The sequence below is a fragment of the Pseudomonadota bacterium genome, assembly GCA_039028935.1.
Lineage (GTDB): Bacteria > Pseudomonadota > Gammaproteobacteria > Steroidobacterales > SZUA-146 > SZUA-146.
Genome location: JBCCHD010000008.1, coordinates 65743 through 82545 on the forward strand (window position 1 = coordinate 65743; position 16803 = coordinate 82545).

Here is a 16803-nt window from a genome sequence, read left to right on the forward strand (position 1 = left end):
TTTAAATCGAAGGCTAATTGATTGACGAAGCTACTGAGTTTTTAGCTGTGACGAGGGCTGTACGCGGCAGACTTTCCACGTGGGATACAGTCCGGCCAGCAGTGTCGCGCCCAGTGACAGCCCAATCGCAATGCCGCCAAGACTCCAGCTGAACCGCGCCACCTGCTCAACATCGCTAATCAGTTTAGTGAGGCCAGCAAGGCCGATAACGGCTAGCACAATGCCGATCAGCCCGCCTCCGATGCCGATGAGACCGACTTCCACCAGATGCTGAGAAAAAATGTCGCGCTTGCTCGCACCAACGGCGCGGCGCAGGGCAATCACCGGCGATTTGGCCAGGAACCGCGCTAGCAGTAGCCCGACCGCATTAAACAGACACACGGCAAGAAACAAAAAGGCGATACCGACCATGATGGTGAGGTCACTCGGCACAACTTCATTGGCCTCCATCCACTCCACCACGTTGTCGAGCCGGTTATTCATCGGTCGATCGAAACGGCCGAGTGCTTTTTGCTCAGTGACGTAGCCATTGAGCCAGTCCATGTACGCCGCTTTTTGGGACGCGGAATTCAGTTCTACCCAAAATTGCGTCCACACGCATTCGCTGTCGAGTTGTCCTTGAAAACCAACGATCTCTTCGTTTTTCCAGCAGTTGTTGTTGCCGCCAATGGGCAGTTCAAGCGGGGCGGTCAACGCAAAGGGCAGGTACACGTCTTCTGGCTCGTCAATCGGTCCGTTGTTCACATCGTAGTACTTGATGTTGGGTGCCCAGCTATCGAGCACACCGATCACTTTGAAGTCGTAGGCACCTAGGCGAATGTTCTCGCCTACGCTGTCTTCACCCCCAAACACCTGTTCGTTGGTGCTTTTGCTGAGCACTACCACTTGTTCAAAGCTGTCCTCGGCGGATTCGTCCCATCCGTTGCCATATAAAAACGGCACGTCGAACATCGCGAAAAAGTCTTTGGTCGTTTGACGACTCACCACCATAAAGGGTTTGACGTCATCGCTATCCGTGTTCAGTGTGAAGTACGATTTATGCATCGCGATTTGTCGCGTCGGCACATCCGAGGCAAGTAATGCCTTGGCGTCTTTGTAGGTATGTTGCCAAGGGGGCTCGGTGGGACGGTTATCGCTATACGGACTGTCGGGATCCCAGTTGTCGATACGCACGGCGAACAGTTCGTTGCTCTTATGCGGAATGGGGTCGGCAGACAGCGTGTAGTGCAGACTGAACAGGGTCATGGACACGCCAATGCCCAGTCCCACTGCGAGCATCATCAGCGCGCTCAGGCCGCTGTTTCGGCGGATGCTCATCATGCCAAGTCGCAGGTAGTAGCCAAACATATCGAACTCCTAAGCGGCGTTGTTGGGGGCGTCGTGGGTGACCACTTGTGCAGCAAATTGGGCTTCGGGGTTGGCCACCTGCCCATCCAAGACGTGCACCGTGCGATGTGCACGACGGGCCAACTCCGGGTCATGCGTCACCATGATGATGGTGGTGCCCCGTGAGTTGATGTTCTCGAGAATTTCAATGACCTGTCGAGCCATCAGCGAATCGAGATTGCCGGTGGGCTCATCGGCCAGAATAAAACTGGGATTGCCGGCCATCGCACGTGCGATGGCAACGCGCTGCTGTTGCCCGCCGGAGAGCTGGGAGGGCAAGTGCTTAATGCGCGAGCCCAGGCCGACCAACTCGAGTGCCTCATTGATTCGGTCGCCCCGTTCTTTTGCATTGAACTTACGATAGCGCAGCGGCACATCGACGTTGTCAAAAATATTCAAATCGGGAATGAGGTTGAAGCTTTGAAAAATAAAACCAATCTTCTCGTTTCGGATACGGGCGCGTTGATTATCGTTGAGCGAGGACACATCGCGGTCTTCCAATCGATAGGTGCCGCTAGTTGGTTCTTCCAACAATCCGGCAATGTTTAAGAACGTGGTTTTGCCCGATCCAGATGGGCCGGTGACCGCCACAAATTCGCCGTCGTCAACGTCTAATGAGAAGTCGCGTAAGGCGTGAGTTTCGACCAGTTCGGTACGATAAACGCGGTTGATGTTTGTCATTTTCAACATGACGGATCCTCTTGGTAATTCCATGTGATGGGCATAGGGTTTATTGGGTTAATCGAATTCGTTCGTGATCGACAAAATCTTCGTAGCTCGACACGATAATGCGTTCACCCGGGCGCAGGCCGGAGATAATCTCGACGCTGTCAACACTGGTCGACCCGCTCTCGATTGAGCGTCGTTCAGCGACTCCGTCGTTGACGACAAATACAAAGCGACCGCGGCTGCTATCCAGAAAGGCCCCGCGTCGAACTTTAATCACGTCAGTGCGCTCTTCAAGCATGATTTGCGCAGACACGCGTTGGTTTTGGCGCAGGTCGCTAGGCGTGTGTTGACCAAAGGTGACGCGCGCCGTCACGGTGTTGTTTTCAATTTCGGGCGATACCGATTTGAGCAGGCCTTCATGCTGCCGACCGCTGTAGCGAATGTTCACACGTGAGCCGGCCGTCACCGAGCCGCTGTAGCTCGATGGAATGCGCAGTTCAACTTCGAGCTGACTAAGATCAACGACATTCGCAATCAGTGCGTCGCGGGCAATGGAGGCTTTTTGGGTGACGGCCAGGTTGCCCACGATGCCCGCAACGGGGGCGAGCAGCTCGAGCTCTTCAACCTGACGTTGCGTATCCGCGACCACCAGCGCCTGCCGATCGCGTTCTAGACGCAGCGCATTCAGTTCAAAGTCGAGGCTCTCTTTTTCAAGATCGGCGCCGCGCTGAGCATGACCGAGCGCGATTTCAGAGCGGGCGACATCGTCGACGGCTTTTTCATGATCCTGTCGGCTTATCACCTGCTTTTCCCACGACGCTTCGGCACGACGCAACTCGCGTTTGGCGGCGGTCAGATCAACCTGAGCCAGGTCCACGCGCTGCTGCGTGGCCAACGCGGCGCGATTGTTTTCGATGCGGCGTCGACCCAGCTGCGAATCGAGACGCGCAAGCGTTGACTGTTCTAATTTCAACGCGTTGTTTAGCGCCGGGTTGGCGATACGAGCGATGACCTGATCTTTTTCAACCCGATCACCCGCGCTGACTTCGAGGGTGACCACGCCAGCATTGGGGGCAAACACACCGGGGCTGACTGCCGCGACCACCACGCCTTGGGAGGCGATGTCGCGCGTAAAGTCGCCGCGCGTGACTTCCGCAATGGAGAGTCGCGCGAGCGGTACGGATTTTTCGGTGGCCAGGAACGTGTTGACGAGCGGCACAATGCCGGCAACAAGCGCAATTGCCACAACCGCGATCAGCCATTTACGCGTCGAGCGAGGCGCTTCGATTTGCACATCCTGTGCCCCGGTGTTGCGGATGGGACTCGATTCAGCGGGTTTTCGCAAACGTTCCACAGAAGACATCAGATCGATTCCTTTTTGAAAATCGGTAGCCGAAATCGCACTTTCAGCGAGACAGTAACCTCAAGCGCATCGTCACTGTCGTGTGTCACGACGGACGGTGGCGTATCGACACGAGAAGAGAGTCTGACGCTCGCGGTGGCGATGAGCAGGAGACTTAGGGCGAGAATGAGCAGCAGTGATTTTGTGTTCATGATGTGTATAGAGCATTTTCCGTGCCAGGTTTTGTAATCATCTAACCTGTTGTTTTTATTATTCAACCGCGACATTAAAGGTGACCGATACCGTCCGAAGTGTCCGGTTTGTGCGGACTGCGGACACTTTCTGTTCACACTCAATGCGATTCATGACATTTGTCAATGGTGCGAAGGGCGGTGGTCAAGACACACTGTGTTCAGACTTTCCAGGAGCCCGACCATGACAGATGCACCCGCGCTCGACCTAGCACACGCCGACAAACGGTTTGGCAAGACGCATGCGCTCAGATCGGTATCGCTGCGCATTGACGGCGGTGGCGTGGTGGCGGTGCTGGGCCAAAATGGCGCCGGAAAAACCACTCTCATTCGTGCTGCGCTTGGGTTGCTGGCACTTGATACGGGCTCAGCGACAATATTTGGAATCGAGTCGGTCGAGCGATCGGCGCGCGAATCGGTCGGCGTCATGCTGCAGGATTCCGATTTGCCCGACTTGCTTACACCGCGCGAGTTGATTGAGCTATTTGGTAGCTACTATCCGCGACCCTTTAGTGTGGCTCGCACACTGGAGCTGGCCCGCGTCGAAGACTTTGCTGATAAACGATACAAAACCTTGTCTGGCGGTCAGAAACGACGTGTGCAATTCGCGCTTGCCATTGTGGGCGACCCGGCCCTTGTGTTTTTGGATGAACCAACCACGGGCCTTGACCCTGACGCCCGGCGCACACTTTGGTCGGTGGTTCGTGCGCTTGTCGAACAGGGTAAGACTATTGTGCTGACCACTCATTACCTCGAAGAGGCGGATACCCTCGCCGATCGGATTGTGGTGATGCGCGAAGGACAACTGGTGGCGGATGCGCCAGCGGCGGATATTCGCGCCACGCTGGGTGGCTCGATCATTCGCTGTGCGTCCACGTTATCTCAAGATTCGCTGCGCACGTTATCGAGTGTGTCGAGCGTATCAATGGCGGGTCGAATGGTTGAAATCCAGTCGTCCAATGCGGCGACGACACTGCGTGAGCTGCTCGACCAAGACCCAGCGATTGAGGACTTGAGTGTGTCGCGGCCCAATCTCGAAGATGTGTTTGCAAGGGAGTATTCATCATGACCACACGTGCCTGGATAACCGAATGCAGCGCTGAACTGCTCAAAGCGCTGCGCGCACCCGAATACATGATTCCTACAATGATTTTTCCGGTGGCGTTCTACACGTTCTTTGGTGTGATCATGCCTCAAGGTAACGGTGCCAGCGAATATCTGCTTGCAACGTATGGCGTCTTTGCGGTCATGGGGCCGGCGGTCTTTGGATTCGGGGTGGCGGTCGCTAATGAACGCGATCGCGGTTGGCTCGATCTGAAACGCGCGTCACCGGCGCACGGTGCCAGTTATATCGTGGCCAAAATCGTGGTCACGCTGCTGGTCGCCTCCTTGGCTGTGGCGCTGGTGTATGCGGTCGCTGGGTTTGCGGCAGACGTGGCATTGCCAAGGTCGGTATGGCTTGCGCTTTTTGCTGTCCACGTGTCGTCGGCACTGCCGTTTATTCTGATCGGTTTGACTATCGGATTTACGCTCGGCGCCAATGCGGCCGTCGCCGTCGCCAATCTGGTGTTCATGGGGCTTGCCATACTCGGGGGGCTATGGATTCCGATTTCCCTCTATCCAGATGTCATGCAGGGGTTTGCGCGCGCGTTGCCTTCATATCATCTCGGTGAAATGGCGCTGTCGGTAGCGGGTGCGCCCGGTGATCACACCTTTACGAATCATGCCGTGATCATGCTTGTCATGACATTGGCGCTGGCGGGCTTAACGCTGTTCGCGTGGCACCGCCAACGCAATATCTAATGGCTGTTGTGTGTCGGTCATGCCCATCACCTTGCCACCATCACAACACGTTTGCTTCGGTCTAAGGAGTCGATCATGAATCGAATATTTGGTTTGGCGGTAGTGAGTGTTGTGGCTCTGCTCACGCTGCTGCTTTTTACACTGCCGGTGCCCAGCAACGCTGTTGCGTTGATCGATGCGGGGCTGATTATCGAGAACGCGTATGTGACCGACGAAACGGGCGCGCGCACCACGGAATCGATCGTAATGGAAGGGGGGCACATCGTGCAGATCAGCGAGACGCCGCCGGTATCCGCGACCGCAACACGCATTGATGGCACGGGCCTCACCGCCATTCCGGGTCTTATCGACAGCCATACGCATTCTTATGGATCGGCGTTGACCGACGCGCTCCGTTGGGGGGTGACGGCCAACGTGGATATGTTCTCGGCCCCTACGGTGCTGGGAACGAGTCGTGCGCAGCGCGAGGATGTGAATCAGGTTAGCCAGGCCGATCTGTACAGTGCCGGTATGTTGGCAACCGCGGAGGGCGGTCACGGCACGCAGTTCGGATTGCCCGTCGAGACTCTTGCCACACCCGATGACGCGACTGCGTTTGTGCTCGCACGCAAAAAAGAGGGGTCCGATTTTATTAAGCTGGTGTACATGCCGAATCAGTCGCGCGTGCCGAGCCTCGACCGCGCAACCGCACGGGCGGTGATCGATGCAGCGCATACCGAGGGACTCCTTGCTGTTGCGCACATCTCGATTCAGCAGGCTGCTCAACACATGATTGAAGACGGCATCGATGGACTGGTGCATGTCTTTGCGGACGAGGCGGTAAGCGATGAGCTGGTGCAGCTTGCCCAACGCAATAATGTGTTTGTGGTGCCGACGCTGGCGATCATCGCGTCCGTGGCTGGCATCGACGATCCGGTTGCTGAACACGACGAGGTCAAAAAATGGCTGTCGCCCATGCAAGCGCAGACTCTGGGTGCGCGTTTTCCGTCCGGCATTCCGGGCTTTGACTTTGAGACGGCGTTGGGCAACGTGCGGGCGCTGCACGAAGGTGGGGTAATGATCCTGGCTGGTTCGGACGCGCCCAATCCCGGCACCGCGCACGGCTACAGTCTGCATCGTGAGCTCGAACTCTTGGCGTCAGCCGGTCTTTCCCCAACGGAAGCGCTTCTTGCCGCCACCCGTTATCCCGCCCAGGCATTTGGGCTGAAACAGCGCGGCGAACTGAGCGTGGGGCAACGCGCTGATGTGCTGCTGGTGCGCGGTAACCCCTATCAAAATGTCAGCGCGGCGCGACAAATCAAACACGTGATTAAAAACGGTCACGAAATTTCGCGGCGCGAAAGGCCCAAATCATCTAACCCGCCAATTGAAACTGGGCAGCTCAGTGCTTTTGAGCAGGATTTGAAGGGGCCCGGTTCACTCCAGTGGTCCGCCACAAGCGACAGCATTATGGGTGGCAATTCGACGGCCACCATTGAGCGCGTTAAGCGCGATGGCGAGAACTACGCCTTAGCGGTGAAAGCCGAGGTCCAACCGGGGTTTGCGTATCCGTGGGCCGGCGTGGGGCTCGGCGCTGGGCCCTCGGCCTCGCCGGTTGATCTGACGGCGTTCGCGGTGATCCGTTTCGAGATTCGCGGTACGCCGGGGCGCTATCGACTCATGATGTTCAGCGGCCGGGGAGCCGGTGCACCACCCACTCTGGAGTTTGATGTGACCAAGACGTGGCAAACCGTGACGCTGCCCCTGGAGCGTTTTGCCGGATTCGACGCCAAGGCGTTCTCAATGCTCAGTATTGTGGGGGATACGCGCCCACGAGTCGTGGAGTTTGAGATTGATGAGGTAAGATTTGATCCATGACCTCGCCCTCTGACCTGAATGATGAACATCCGCTGTCAAACGCGGCGGGCCGATTGAGCACGACGCCGGCGTTCAATCTCATCTATTTGGTGTTTTTGCTCTTCCCGTGGATCTGGGTAAAGCCGCGGTTAGTGGATGTTGCGGTCGCAATGGTCGTGCTGGCAATTTTCATTCCACTTCATCTTAAGACGTTTTTCGCGCCGACCCGTAAACGGTTGTTGCCCATCGCGATTACCGCGCTGCTCGGGTCGGTCTGCAGTTTCTTCGTGCTGGGTGCGGGCGTGTTTCAGGTGTACTGCGGCGCCATGGCCGGCTTTTGTCGTCCGGTCAAACTATCGGGCCTGCTGCTTGGTCTGTGCGCGGTAGTGTTTACCGCGAGCGCGTGGATGGCCGACCGGGCCCTGGTCGAAATGGGATTCATCTTGTTTATGTCGGCGATTGTGTGGTTTAGCTGTCTGTCGACCGCGCAAACCCTGATCGACAATCGCCAACTCGAGCGTGAACATGAGTTGGATCGGCAGACAGCATCGTTAATGGAACGCGAGCGCATCGGTCGAGATCTGCACGATCTGCTCGGACATACTCTAACAATGGTCGCCTTGAAGTCAGATCTTGCGCGACGTCTTATCGACACGGATCCGGCACAAGCCAAAGCGGAGATCGGTGACATTCAAACGGGTGCCCGGCAGGCGCTGCAGGACGTTCGTGCCGCCTTAAGTGGGCTCGCCGCGGTGTCGATTGCCGGGGAGTTGGCGAATGCGCGTAAAGCGCTCGGAGCCGCAGACGTATCGTTGAGCGTGACCGGCCATGTGCCGACACTCTCGGCCGATCAAGATCAGGCAATCGGTTTAATGATTCGCGAAGCGGTCACTAACATCATTCGCCACACGGACGCGACTGACGCGCATATCGAGTTTTCCGTTGACGACGCGGTGCAAACGGTCACCGTGCGGGATAACGGCGGGGGACAAATCGGTGCAGAGGGTCGCGGGTTGAGTGGTTTGCGTCGTCGTATTGAGGCGCTGGGCGGAACGGTTCAGGTGGCTGGCAATGCGAATGATCGCCTCTCCCATGCGATGGCGGATTGGTCGGGAGTGAGCATCAGCGCAAGCTTGCCTGTGACGTCATGATTCGACTGGTGTTGGCGGAAGATCAATCGATGCTGCGCGGTGCGCTGGCAACGCTGCTCGCACTTGAACCGGATATGCAGGTGGTGGCGCAAACCGACAATGGCCGAGAAGCGCTGGAACTGGTGAATACGCATCAACCGGATGTGCTGGTGACCGATATCGAAATGCCGGAAATGACCGGTCTGGACGTGGCGGCCGAACTCGATGCACAACAATCCGATACGGCGGTACTGATTATCACCACGTTTGCCCGTTCTGGCTATCTTCAACGCGCGCGAGCGGCCTGTGTTAAGGGTTATTTGCTCAAGGATACGCCCAGCGAGGAACTGGCCGAGGCGGTGCGCCGCGTGGCGCGCGGCGAAGAGGTGTTTACGCTCGATGCGCGCAGCAATGCATGGATTGGTGAGGACCCGCTAACCGATTCACAGCGACGGCTGCTGCAATTAGCGGAGCAGGGCTTAACCAATAAGGACATTGCCGCGCGCCTGCATTTGTCGGTGGGCACGGTGCGCAATTACCTAAATGAAATCAACGATATTTTGGGCGTATCAAACCGCATTGAAGCGTTTCGTACGGCGCGCGAGAACGGTTGGCTATAGCGAGATGCTATTCGCGAGCGATGGCCCGATGGGCAATGTCGTCACGAAAATACGCGTTATCCCATTGAATGTTGTTCAGCGCCGCATAGGCGTTTTGTTGCGCTTCGGACGTGGTGTTACCTAACGCCGTGACGCACAACACGCGACCGCCGTTAGTAACGATGTCATCGCCTTTTTGTGCCGTCCCGGCGTGAAACACCTTGGCGGTTTCGCCGGCCTTCTCAAGCCCACTAATGACATCGCCTTTGTTGTAATCGTACGGGTAACCGCCGGCGGCCATAACAACACCCACCGCGACCTGCTCGTCCCATTCGGCATTGCACTGATCGAGTGTGCCGAGGGTGGCCGCTTCGCACAGTGCGGCGAAGTCGGATTTTAGACGCAGCATGATGGGCTGGGTTTCGGGGTCGCCGAAGCGGCAATTGAACTCAAGCACGCGCGGATTGCCGTCGTCGTCGACCATAATGCCGGCATACAAAAAGCCCACATAGCGATGGCCATCGGCGGCCATGCCGTCGACGGTCGGGCGCATGACCTCGTTCATCACTCGCTCATGAAGCGTGGCGTCAAGTACCGGGGCGGGGGAGTAGGCCCCCATGCCGCCGGTATTCGGTCCTTGATCGCCATTGTCGCGCGCTTTGTGATCTTGTGAGCTGGCCAGCGGTAGGATGTTTCTTCCGTCGACCATGGCGATGAAGCTGACTTCTTCGCCGCGTAAGAACTCTTCGATCACCACTCGTCGACCCGCATCGCCAAAGGCATCACCGGACAGCATGTCGCGCACCGTGCGTTCGGCTTCATCCACCGTCTGCGCAATGATCACGCCTTTGCCGGCGGCCAAGCCGTCGGTCTTGATGACGATGGGCGCGCCGTGTTCACGAATGAAGTCGAGCGCGGGTTCGAGCGTGTAAAAACTCTGCGCGGCGGCGGTTGGGATGTGGTGCCGAAACAGGAACTCTTTCATGAAGGCTTTGGAACCTTCGAGCTGCGCCGCATCGCGATTGGGACCGAAGCAGCTGAGCCCCTCAGCCTGAAACGCGTCGACCACGCCGGCAACCAGCGGATCTTCAGGGCCCACGACCGTGAGTGCCACCTGCTCGTCTTTGGCCAGTGCGACCAGTGAGGGAATGTCGTTGGCCGCCACGTTGACGTTGCGGACATTGGGCTCGTCGGCAGTGCCGGGATTGCCGGGCGCGACAAGTACCTCAGAGACCGATGGCGATAGACTCAGTTTCCAAGCGAGCGCATGCTCGCGCCCACCGGAGCCGATGACGAGTACTTTCATAGGATTCAGCGATTCCTTAGTGCCGGAAATGGCGCATGCCGGTGAACACCATGGCGATGTCGTGTTCGTCTGCGGCGGCGATTACTTCGTCGTCGCGCTTGGAACCCCCGGGCTGAATGACGGCGGTCACGCCGTGTTCGATGGCGATGTCGAGGCCGTCACGAAACGGGAAGAACGCGTCGGATGCCATCACACTGTTTTTCAGTGTGAGTCCCGCGTCGGCGGCTTTCATCGCCGCGACCCGCGAGCTGTAAACGCGGCTCATTTGGCCAGCGCCGATGCCGACAGTGAAGGCGTTCTTGGCAAAAATAATGGCGTTGCTTTTGACAAACTTGCACACCTTCATGGCAAACAGCATGTCGGTCAGTTCGTTTTCGGTTGGCGCGCGCTCGGTCACGAGCTTGAGATCGGCTTGGTCAACGAGTTGAATATCGCGATCTTGTACAAGCAGGCCGCCGGTCACCTGTTTGGTGTCCATGATCGGCGTGGCCTCCATATTCCACCACCCGGTGTTGAGCACCCGCACATTGGGTTTGTCGGCGAGTAAATCGAGTGCGCTTTGGCTGATGTCGGGGGCTAAAATCACCTCAACAAACTGTCGCTTGAGAATCGCCTCTGCCGTTTCACCGTCGAGTCGACGATTGAAGGCAATGATACCGCCAAACGCAGAAGTTGAATCGGTGCTGTACGCGCGCTTGTAGGCGTCGAGAATGTTGTCGTCGCGGGCGACCCCACACGGATTGGCGTGTTTGACGATCACACACGCGGGCTCATAAAACTGTTTAACGCATTCAAGTGCGGCGTCGGCATCGGCAATGTTGTTGTAGGACAGTTCTTTGCCCTGGAGCTGTTCGGCTGTGGACACCGAGGCCTGGTTAAAGGTTGGGTCCACATAGAATGCGGCGCGTTGATGCGGGTTTTCACCGTAGCGTAAATCGAATTTTTTGTTGAAGTCGAGCGACAGTGAATCATCAAAGGCACTAAGCTCAATGTTCGTTTCCGTATCGCCGGCGCCTTCAAGGTAGGCGGCAATTGCGGCGTCATAGCTGGCGACATGTCGAAACGCTCGAGTGGCCATGGCTTTACGAAAATCGGCGTCGATGCCGTCGCCGCGTCCTAGTCGCGCGAGCAAACCGGCGTAGTCGTCTGCATCGGTGATCACCACCACGTCCTGATGGTTCTTTGCCGCCGCACGAATCATAGCGGGACCACCGATGTCGATGTTCTCAATCGCTTCGGCGAATGAGCAATCGGGATTGGCGACTGTTTCGCGAAAGGGATAAAGATTGACGATCAAAAAATCGATCGGTGCGATATCGTGTTCACGCATGATGTCATCGTCAATCCCGCGACGACCAAGCAGTCCGCCATGAATCCGCGGATGCAGCGTTTTAACGCGACCGTCCATGATTTCGGGGAAGTTGGTTACGTCCGATACGCTCGTGATTTTGAGACCACTGTCGCGCAACAATCGCGCGGTGCCGCCGGTCGAAATGACCTCGACACCGGCCGCTATAAGCCCTTGAGCCAGTTCAAAAATTCCGGTTTTATCGGAAACGCTTATGAGCGCCTTGCTGTTGCCCGTCATGGCGGTTTGGTTACCCCATCATGCCGTAGGTTTTGAGTTTTTTTCGAAGCGTGCCGCGATTGATGCCGAGGATGCTCGCGGCGCGCGACTGATTGCCTCGCGTATACGTCATCACAGCACGGAACAGCGGCTGTTCCACTTCTTGAAGAACGGTCTGATAAAACTCAACAGGTGCGTGTCCATTCAGTGAACCGAAGTAAGCATCGAAGGCTTCTTCAGCGGAATCGCGCAGTGGTCGTGACCCTCCCAGTTCAGACGGTACCGCGCGCTCAATCATTTTTTCGGTCATGTAAAACAACCACCCCAATTCGTAATCGATTTTTAGATCAGGCTGCGGCCGTTTTCTGTGTGATGAGAACAGAAAAGTATCGGGCAACCCATTTTAATTGTTCGACCGATGTGTCGCACCGAACCAACTCGTGAAGATATGGTTTGGCGAACGGTCGACTTTGCAGATACCAGGTCAGATGTTTGCGTGCAATTCTGACGCCATGGCTATCCCCATAGAAGCCATAGAGATTGACCAGATGGTTGGTCATAGTATCACGGACAAAGCCAATGTCCTCCGAGATCGGAGAATAATTTGCACGGTCGGGAGAGAGGTCGTTAAGGATTTGCTGAAAAATCCACGGTTGGCCCTGTGCAGCACGACCAATCATCACGCCCGCCGCCCCGGTGTGTTGCAGTGCTGCACGCGCAGATTCTGCGCAGGTGATGTCACCGTTGGCCAGCACCGGGATCGACACCTCGCGCACGATGTCGCGAATCGTATCGAATTCGGCATGACCTTTGAACTTGCATTCTCTCGTGCGCCCGTGCACCGCGAGCGCCTGCACACCGGCGTCCTCGGCGATGCGCGCAACGCTTACTCCGTTGCGTTGCTCGGGCGACCAACCGGTGCGCATTTTCATTGTGACCGGTACATCCACAGCATCGACCGCCGCTTCTAAGATGGCACGCACTAACGACTCGTCTTTCAGGAGCGCCGAGCCGGCGGCTTTCTTGCACACCTTCTTTGCCGGGCAGCCAAAATTAATGTCGATAATTTGCGCGCCGCGTTCCACATTGAGGCGGGCCGCGTTTGCGATCATGTCGGGATCGCCACCGGCGATCTGCACAATGCGAGGCTCGGGCTCGCCGCTGTGATCAAGCCGCAATCGGGTTTTGCGCGTGTGCCAAAGCCGTGTATCGCTGGTGATCATTTCCGAAGCGGCCATGCCCGCTCCGAGCGAGCGACACAACGTGCGAAACGGCAAATCGGTCACGCCGGCCATCGGCGCGAGCGCGAGCGCATTGTCAAATTGATAAGGGCCTATTTGCATGGCGAGTCGGGGCGGAGGATCTGGGCTGGCTATGATACCCGATCCGGGCCTCCTGTCTCGGCAAAGGTCCTAAATCGGGCGGTGGCGGCCGCTCGATGAACAGTGGGATCGACGTTGGCTGAGCGCTTGGAGTCGGGGCCGAGGGATTAGCCGGTTCGAGGGGGTGCTCGCGTTCCGTCGGTTCGTGGTGACAGGCTATCGGGGATCCGAGCCGCGTTAGGGCGCAAACACGTCCTCTGGCCCGCAATCGGGCCCATCGGCGGTCTCGAGGCAGATATCGAAGTTGTAGCCGATCTCTTCGCCTTGTTCTGGATGAACCAGATCGAGACTGATTTCGAGTCGACCGCCGCCGGCCAATCGGTCTGGTGGAGGGGCTGTGAGATATTCCTCGGGGGCAAACACGCGTCCGAATATTGCGTCGCCCCACCGGTTGTTGAGTTTCAATCGCACCAACGGCAGCGGGCGCTCATGCTCGGTGTTGTTGACGACGGTGGCGCGGGCCAGCAGCACGGTGGGATCTTCGCCATCTGGCACGATGGTGTGGCGCGCCACGCGATAGTCGCTGACCGACCAGTCCGCCTTGATCGGCGCGCCGAACGCCGAATAGAGTGCTTGCACTGTGTCGCCGGCCTTAGGATGTGTGGCCAATTCCGCGCGATGGGTGTGTACGTATTGCCCCGCCAAACCGCCCAACAGAAGGGCGACAGCGGTGGATTCGCCAACACGACGCATCACAGATTTTTTCGGCGCTAGATAATCGCCGAGGTCTTTGAGATCCGCGTCATCGACGTCGTCGGCGTAATCGCCCTCGAACCGCCCGTCGGCGCCGTCGACCAAAATCGCCGCGGCATCGTCCATCGCCGAGGGGTCCTGTTCGAGTTCAGCCGCCTCGTCCTCGACGTCATGATCGGCCGGCGTGTCGTGCGCCACATCACCGTCATCGGTTAGCGGCGCGGAGAGGTCCCCCTGTTCGTCGTCCTGCTCCCGTTCTTGATCAAAATCGCGATCAAGCTCGTTCTCTTCCTCTTCCTCTTCCTCTTCCGTTTCATCCGCTTCCCGTTCCGCCTCGTTGTCGTTCGGGTCGTCCACGTCAACATGATCCAAATCTTGGTCGTCGGATTCCATCGCCCCCGCGTCGTCATCCGGCGACGGGTCGTCTTCCCTGTTGACGGCAGCCTCTGCGTCGTCAGACTCCGGCTCAATCTCGTTGTTGCTGTCGTCGCCATCCTCTGCTGGGCTTTCGGTCAACGCCGGGTCGTCGCTCGATTCGACGTGGTTGTCGTCCTCGACCTGATCACCCTTAGCCGAGAATTCCTTGTCTTCGCTGCGACTTGTCGGAGTCGGTTCCGTGTGTTCGTCGGGTGCGTATTGGTCTGTCTCGTTTTCGTCGGGTTCTTTTGCGTACGTTGCGTCTGCGTCGCCGTCCTGCTCGGACGCCGTGTCACGCTCGTCCGCTTCGATGGTATCCGCCGCGTCCTGTGTCGCCGGGTCGTCCGAATCGATGGTATCCGCCGCGTCCTGTGTCGCCGGGTCGTCCGCTTCGATGGTATCCGCCGCGTCCTGTGTCACTGGGTCGACCGCTTCCTCTTCGTCCGTGTTGTCCTCCCGGGTGGTCGCATGGGCCGGTTCCGGCGATGACGGCGGGTCATCCCCCTCGCGTTGTTCGGTGTCCGATACCGCGTCGGCGGAGACCTCGGTATCGACTGTATCGGTCTGCGCGCCATCGTCCAGCAGTGACTCATCAGCAAGCAGGGCTTCTAAATCTTGTTCACCTTCCTCGATGTCCCATTCGTCCAACACCATACTGGTACTAAAAAGGTCATCGGGATTGATCACGCCATCGGCGTCGGCGGTGATTTCGGTGACGCGTGTCGGTGATGGCGCGTCTGATGTGGTGTCAGAGGCGGACTCCTCATTGGTCTCATCGATAGCGAGCTGAGCGGTTTCTTGCGTTGTGGCTTCCGCATCGGACTGCGCGTCTGGGGTATCCGCAAATCGAGGCGTGTCGTCGGCATACGTGGGTTCGTCGAATTGGTCGTCGAGGTCCTCGATCATGCCGTCGCCGATGTCATCGTCTACGTCGTCGTCGATGTCGTCGTCGATGATTGAATCGGTCGAGTCGCCGGTGCTGGGCGAGCGGGGTGCGCTGACTTCGCCGGCGGCACTTGATGGGGCATCACCGACGTCGGTGTCCGCTGGGTCATTCGACATCGATTGGTTGGTGTCCGCAATGATCTCTGGGTCAACGGCGTGTTCCGCGTCGGGGTGGCGTTCTTTTTCCAACCCTTCGTCGTCGGCTCTCCGTTCCTGGTCGTGTTCCGTCGCGGCCACGGCGCCCGAATCGGTTGTGGCTTGCTCATCGGCGGCGCGTTCCGGGCGGATGGGTGCATCGACGTCCGATTGCGCAACGTCGTCGGAGGCTGCCTCCACGGGTGTCGTCGCGATGGGGGCCTCTTCGCTTAGCCTGCGCAGCGCGTTAAAGGTGGTACCGCACACCCCACAGCGCACCATGCCAGAGGCCGCCCCTAAATGTTCGGGACTGATCTCAAAAACAGATTCACACTCTGGACACTGCGTGTACACGGTTACAGTTTGCTCCTGTTGGTCCGATCAACCACAGTTTACTCTGCCTTGCGGTCGTTGCGCACGCCGCGTAACAACGCCCATTCGTCGAGTTCTCGTGGTGCCTGCCAATCCACCCAGGGTGCAAACGCGTGTTGAACCTCGTCAGACTGATCAGCAAGCAGGCCAGAGAGCGCGATATCACCGCCCGATACGACGTAGCGCGACAAGCGCGCGGCCATGTCGATTAGCGGCCGCGCGAGAATATTCGCGACCAACACATCGAATTGTTCATTTACATCACGGTCCGTAAATCGCACGCCAGTGGCGATGTGATTTCGGGTCGCGTTGTCGTTGCCCGCAACGATCGCTTGCGGATCGATGTCGACACCCACCACTTCCTGCGCCCCAAGCTTATGCGCAGCGATTGACAGAATGCCCGAACCATGTCCGTAATCGAGAACGCGGCGCCCGTGCAACGAGGTGCCATCGAGCCACTCGAGGCACAGCGCCGTGGTGGCGTGATCGCCGGTTCCAAACGCCAGGCCGGGATCGAGCACAACAGTGACGGCGTTATCGGCGGGCGGTGTCAGGCCGGAAGGCACCACCCAAAGACGCTCGCCAAACTGGCGCGGTTTGAAGCGTGCCAGCCACACACGCTCCCATTCTTGGTCCTTTACCGTGCGCCACTGAATAAAGGCGGCGGGCAACACAGGCGTTAGCGATTTTTCGATTTCATGGGTGTTGATGTGTTCATTGAACAACGCGGTCAGTCGCACCTGTGGCCATACAGGGGTCTCGCCTGGCAGCGGCTCGAGCAGCGGCGTGTCGCCAGCGTCACGTAAGGTGAGGGCTTGTGCACCGACGTCTAGTAAGTGCGCCTCGACGCGTTCGCAGTCGTCCGCTTCAAGCTCAATCAGCAGTTCAAGCCAGTTCACGGTAAATGGGTAGTGGCTGGGAAGTGTAAAACAAGGCCCGTTTCCCTCCGGTCGACGTCCCGTGGGCGCGC

15 protein-coding genes are annotated in these 16803 nt (G+C 57.9%); 5 read left to right on the forward strand and 10 right to left on the reverse strand.

Annotated features, from left to right (window positions below; translation table 11 throughout):
• Positions 1-30: 30 nt before the first annotated feature.
• Genes AAF465_05860 through AAF465_05875 form a run of 4 tightly spaced genes read right to left on the reverse strand, consistent with a single transcriptional unit; the run spans position 31 to position 3609 of the window.
• Positions 31-1347 carry an ABC transporter permease gene (locus AAF465_05860; GenBank protein ID MEM7082240.1) on the reverse strand — a complete coding sequence of 439 codons (1317 nt, stop codon included), beginning with the start codon at positions 1345-1347 and terminating at the stop codon, positions 31-33.
• Positions 1348-1356: 9 nt separating this feature from the next.
• The gene (locus AAF465_05865; protein ID MEM7082241.1) at positions 1357-2076 is read right to left on the reverse strand and encodes an ABC transporter ATP-binding protein; all 720 of its coding nucleotides are present in this window, start codon (positions 2074-2076) and stop codon (positions 1357-1359) included.
• 40 nt (positions 2077-2116) lie between these two features.
• Entirely contained in the window at positions 2117-3418 is a 1302-nt protein-coding gene (locus AAF465_05870) for an efflux RND transporter periplasmic adaptor subunit (GenBank protein ID MEM7082242.1), read from the reverse strand.
• Positions 3418-3609 (reverse strand): hypothetical protein, encoded by a 192-nt coding sequence (locus AAF465_05875; protein ID MEM7082243.1) that lies wholly within the window; start codon positions 3607-3609, stop codon positions 3418-3420. The genes AAF465_05870 and AAF465_05875 overlap by 1 nt, the downstream gene beginning before the upstream one ends.
• A gap of 223 nt (positions 3610-3832) precedes the next feature.
• On the opposite strand from AAF465_05875, the gene AAF465_05880 reads away from it, so the two are divergent.
• From AAF465_05880 to AAF465_05900, 5 genes are all read left to right on the forward strand, one after another.
• Positions 3833-4717, forward strand: a complete 885-nt coding sequence (locus AAF465_05880; protein MEM7082244.1) for an ABC transporter ATP-binding protein — start codon at positions 3833-3835, stop codon at positions 4715-4717.
• Complete coding sequence (locus AAF465_05885; protein MEM7082245.1) at positions 4714-5451, forward strand: ABC transporter permease; 738 nt, start codon at positions 4714-4716, stop codon at positions 5449-5451. The genes AAF465_05880 and AAF465_05885 overlap by 4 nt, the downstream gene beginning before the upstream one ends.
• Positions 5452-5526: 75 nt before the next feature.
• Entirely contained in the window at positions 5527-7308 is a 1782-nt protein-coding gene (locus AAF465_05890) for a CIA30 family protein (GenBank protein ID MEM7082246.1), read from the forward strand.
• On the forward strand, positions 7305-8438 hold the full coding sequence (locus AAF465_05895) for a sensor histidine kinase (GenBank protein MEM7082247.1): 1134 nt from the start codon (positions 7305-7307) through the stop codon (positions 8436-8438). The genes AAF465_05890 and AAF465_05895 overlap by 4 nt, the downstream gene beginning before the upstream one ends.
• Positions 8435-9037 (forward strand): response regulator transcription factor, encoded by a 603-nt coding sequence (locus AAF465_05900; protein MEM7082248.1) that lies wholly within the window; start codon positions 8435-8437, stop codon positions 9035-9037. Before AAF465_05895 ends, AAF465_05900 begins: the two co-directional genes overlap by 4 nt.
• A 7-nt stretch (positions 9038-9044) precedes the next feature.
• On the opposite strand, the gene purD is transcribed toward AAF465_05900, so the two are convergent.
• The 6 genes from purD to prmA form a co-directional block, all read right to left on the reverse strand.
• Positions 9045-10322 (reverse strand): phosphoribosylamine--glycine ligase, encoded by a 1278-nt coding sequence (purD, locus tag AAF465_05905; GenBank protein ID MEM7082249.1) that lies wholly within the window; start codon positions 10320-10322, stop codon positions 9045-9047.
• A 16-nt stretch (positions 10323-10338) separates the two neighbouring features.
• Complete coding sequence (purH, locus tag AAF465_05910) at positions 10339-11910, reverse strand: bifunctional phosphoribosylaminoimidazolecarboxamide formyltransferase/IMP cyclohydrolase (GenBank protein ID MEM7082250.1); 1572 nt, start codon at positions 11908-11910, stop codon at positions 10339-10341.
• Positions 11911-11920: 10 nt separating this feature from the next.
• Positions 11921-12199 (reverse strand): DNA-binding transcriptional regulator Fis, encoded by a 279-nt coding sequence (gene fis, locus AAF465_05915; GenBank protein ID MEM7082251.1) that lies wholly within the window; start codon positions 12197-12199, stop codon positions 11921-11923.
• Positions 12200-12236: 37 nt separating this feature from the next.
• Positions 12237-13232: a tRNA dihydrouridine synthase DusB gene (gene dusB / locus AAF465_05920; GenBank protein ID MEM7082252.1), complete on the reverse strand. Its 996-nt coding sequence runs from the start codon at positions 13230-13232 to the stop codon at positions 12237-12239.
• 216 nt (positions 13233-13448) lie between these two features.
• On the reverse strand, positions 13449-15815 hold the full coding sequence (locus tag AAF465_05925) for a DUF3426 domain-containing protein (protein MEM7082253.1): 2367 nt from the start codon (positions 15813-15815) through the stop codon (positions 13449-13451).
• A gap of 38 nt (positions 15816-15853) precedes the next feature.
• Complete coding sequence (gene prmA / locus AAF465_05930; protein ID MEM7082254.1) at positions 15854-16732, reverse strand: 50S ribosomal protein L11 methyltransferase; 879 nt, start codon at positions 16730-16732, stop codon at positions 15854-15856.
• Positions 16733-16803: the final 71 nt, after the last annotated feature.

What these genes read in the sequence shown, in the direction of transcription:
- AAF465_05875 (MEM7082243.1), bottom strand. Translation starts at nt 3,609, where the DNA reads ATGAACACAAAATCACTGCTGCTCATTCTCGCCCTAAGTCTCCTGCTC.
- AAF465_05895 (MEM7082247.1), top strand. Translation starts at nt 7,305, where the DNA reads ATGACCTCGCCCTCTGACCTGAATGATGAACATCCGCTGTCAAACGCG.
- AAF465_05885 (MEM7082245.1), top strand. Translation starts at nt 4,714, where the DNA reads ATGACCACACGTGCCTGGATAACCGAATGCAGCGCTGAACTGCTCAAA.
- AAF465_05860 (MEM7082240.1), bottom strand. Translation starts at nt 1,347, where the DNA reads ATGTTTGGCTACTACCTGCGACTTGGCATGATGAGCATCCGCCGAAAC.
- purD (MEM7082249.1), bottom strand. Translation starts at nt 10,322, where the DNA reads ATGAAAGTACTCGTCATCGGCTCCGGTGGGCGCGAGCATGCGCTCGCT.
- purH (MEM7082250.1), bottom strand. Translation starts at nt 11,910, where the DNA reads ATGACGGGCAACAGCAAGGCGCTCATAAGCGTTTCCGATAAAACCGGA.
- AAF465_05880 (MEM7082244.1), top strand. Translation starts at nt 3,833, where the DNA reads ATGACAGATGCACCCGCGCTCGACCTAGCACACGCCGACAAACGGTTT.
- fis (MEM7082251.1), bottom strand. Translation starts at nt 12,199, where the DNA reads ATGACCGAAAAAATGATTGAGCGCGCGGTACCGTCTGAACTGGGAGGG.
- AAF465_05900 (MEM7082248.1), top strand. Translation starts at nt 8,435, where the DNA reads ATGATTCGACTGGTGTTGGCGGAAGATCAATCGATGCTGCGCGGTGCG.
- AAF465_05890 (MEM7082246.1), top strand. Translation starts at nt 5,527, where the DNA reads ATGAATCGAATATTTGGTTTGGCGGTAGTGAGTGTTGTGGCTCTGCTC.
- AAF465_05870 (MEM7082242.1), bottom strand. Translation starts at nt 3,418, where the DNA reads ATGTCTTCTGTGGAACGTTTGCGAAAACCCGCTGAATCGAGTCCCATC.
- AAF465_05865 (MEM7082241.1), bottom strand. Translation starts at nt 2,076, where the DNA reads ATGTTGAAAATGACAAACATCAACCGCGTTTATCGTACCGAACTGGTC.
- dusB (MEM7082252.1), bottom strand. Translation starts at nt 13,232, where the DNA reads ATGCAAATAGGCCCTTATCAATTTGACAATGCGCTCGCGCTCGCGCCG.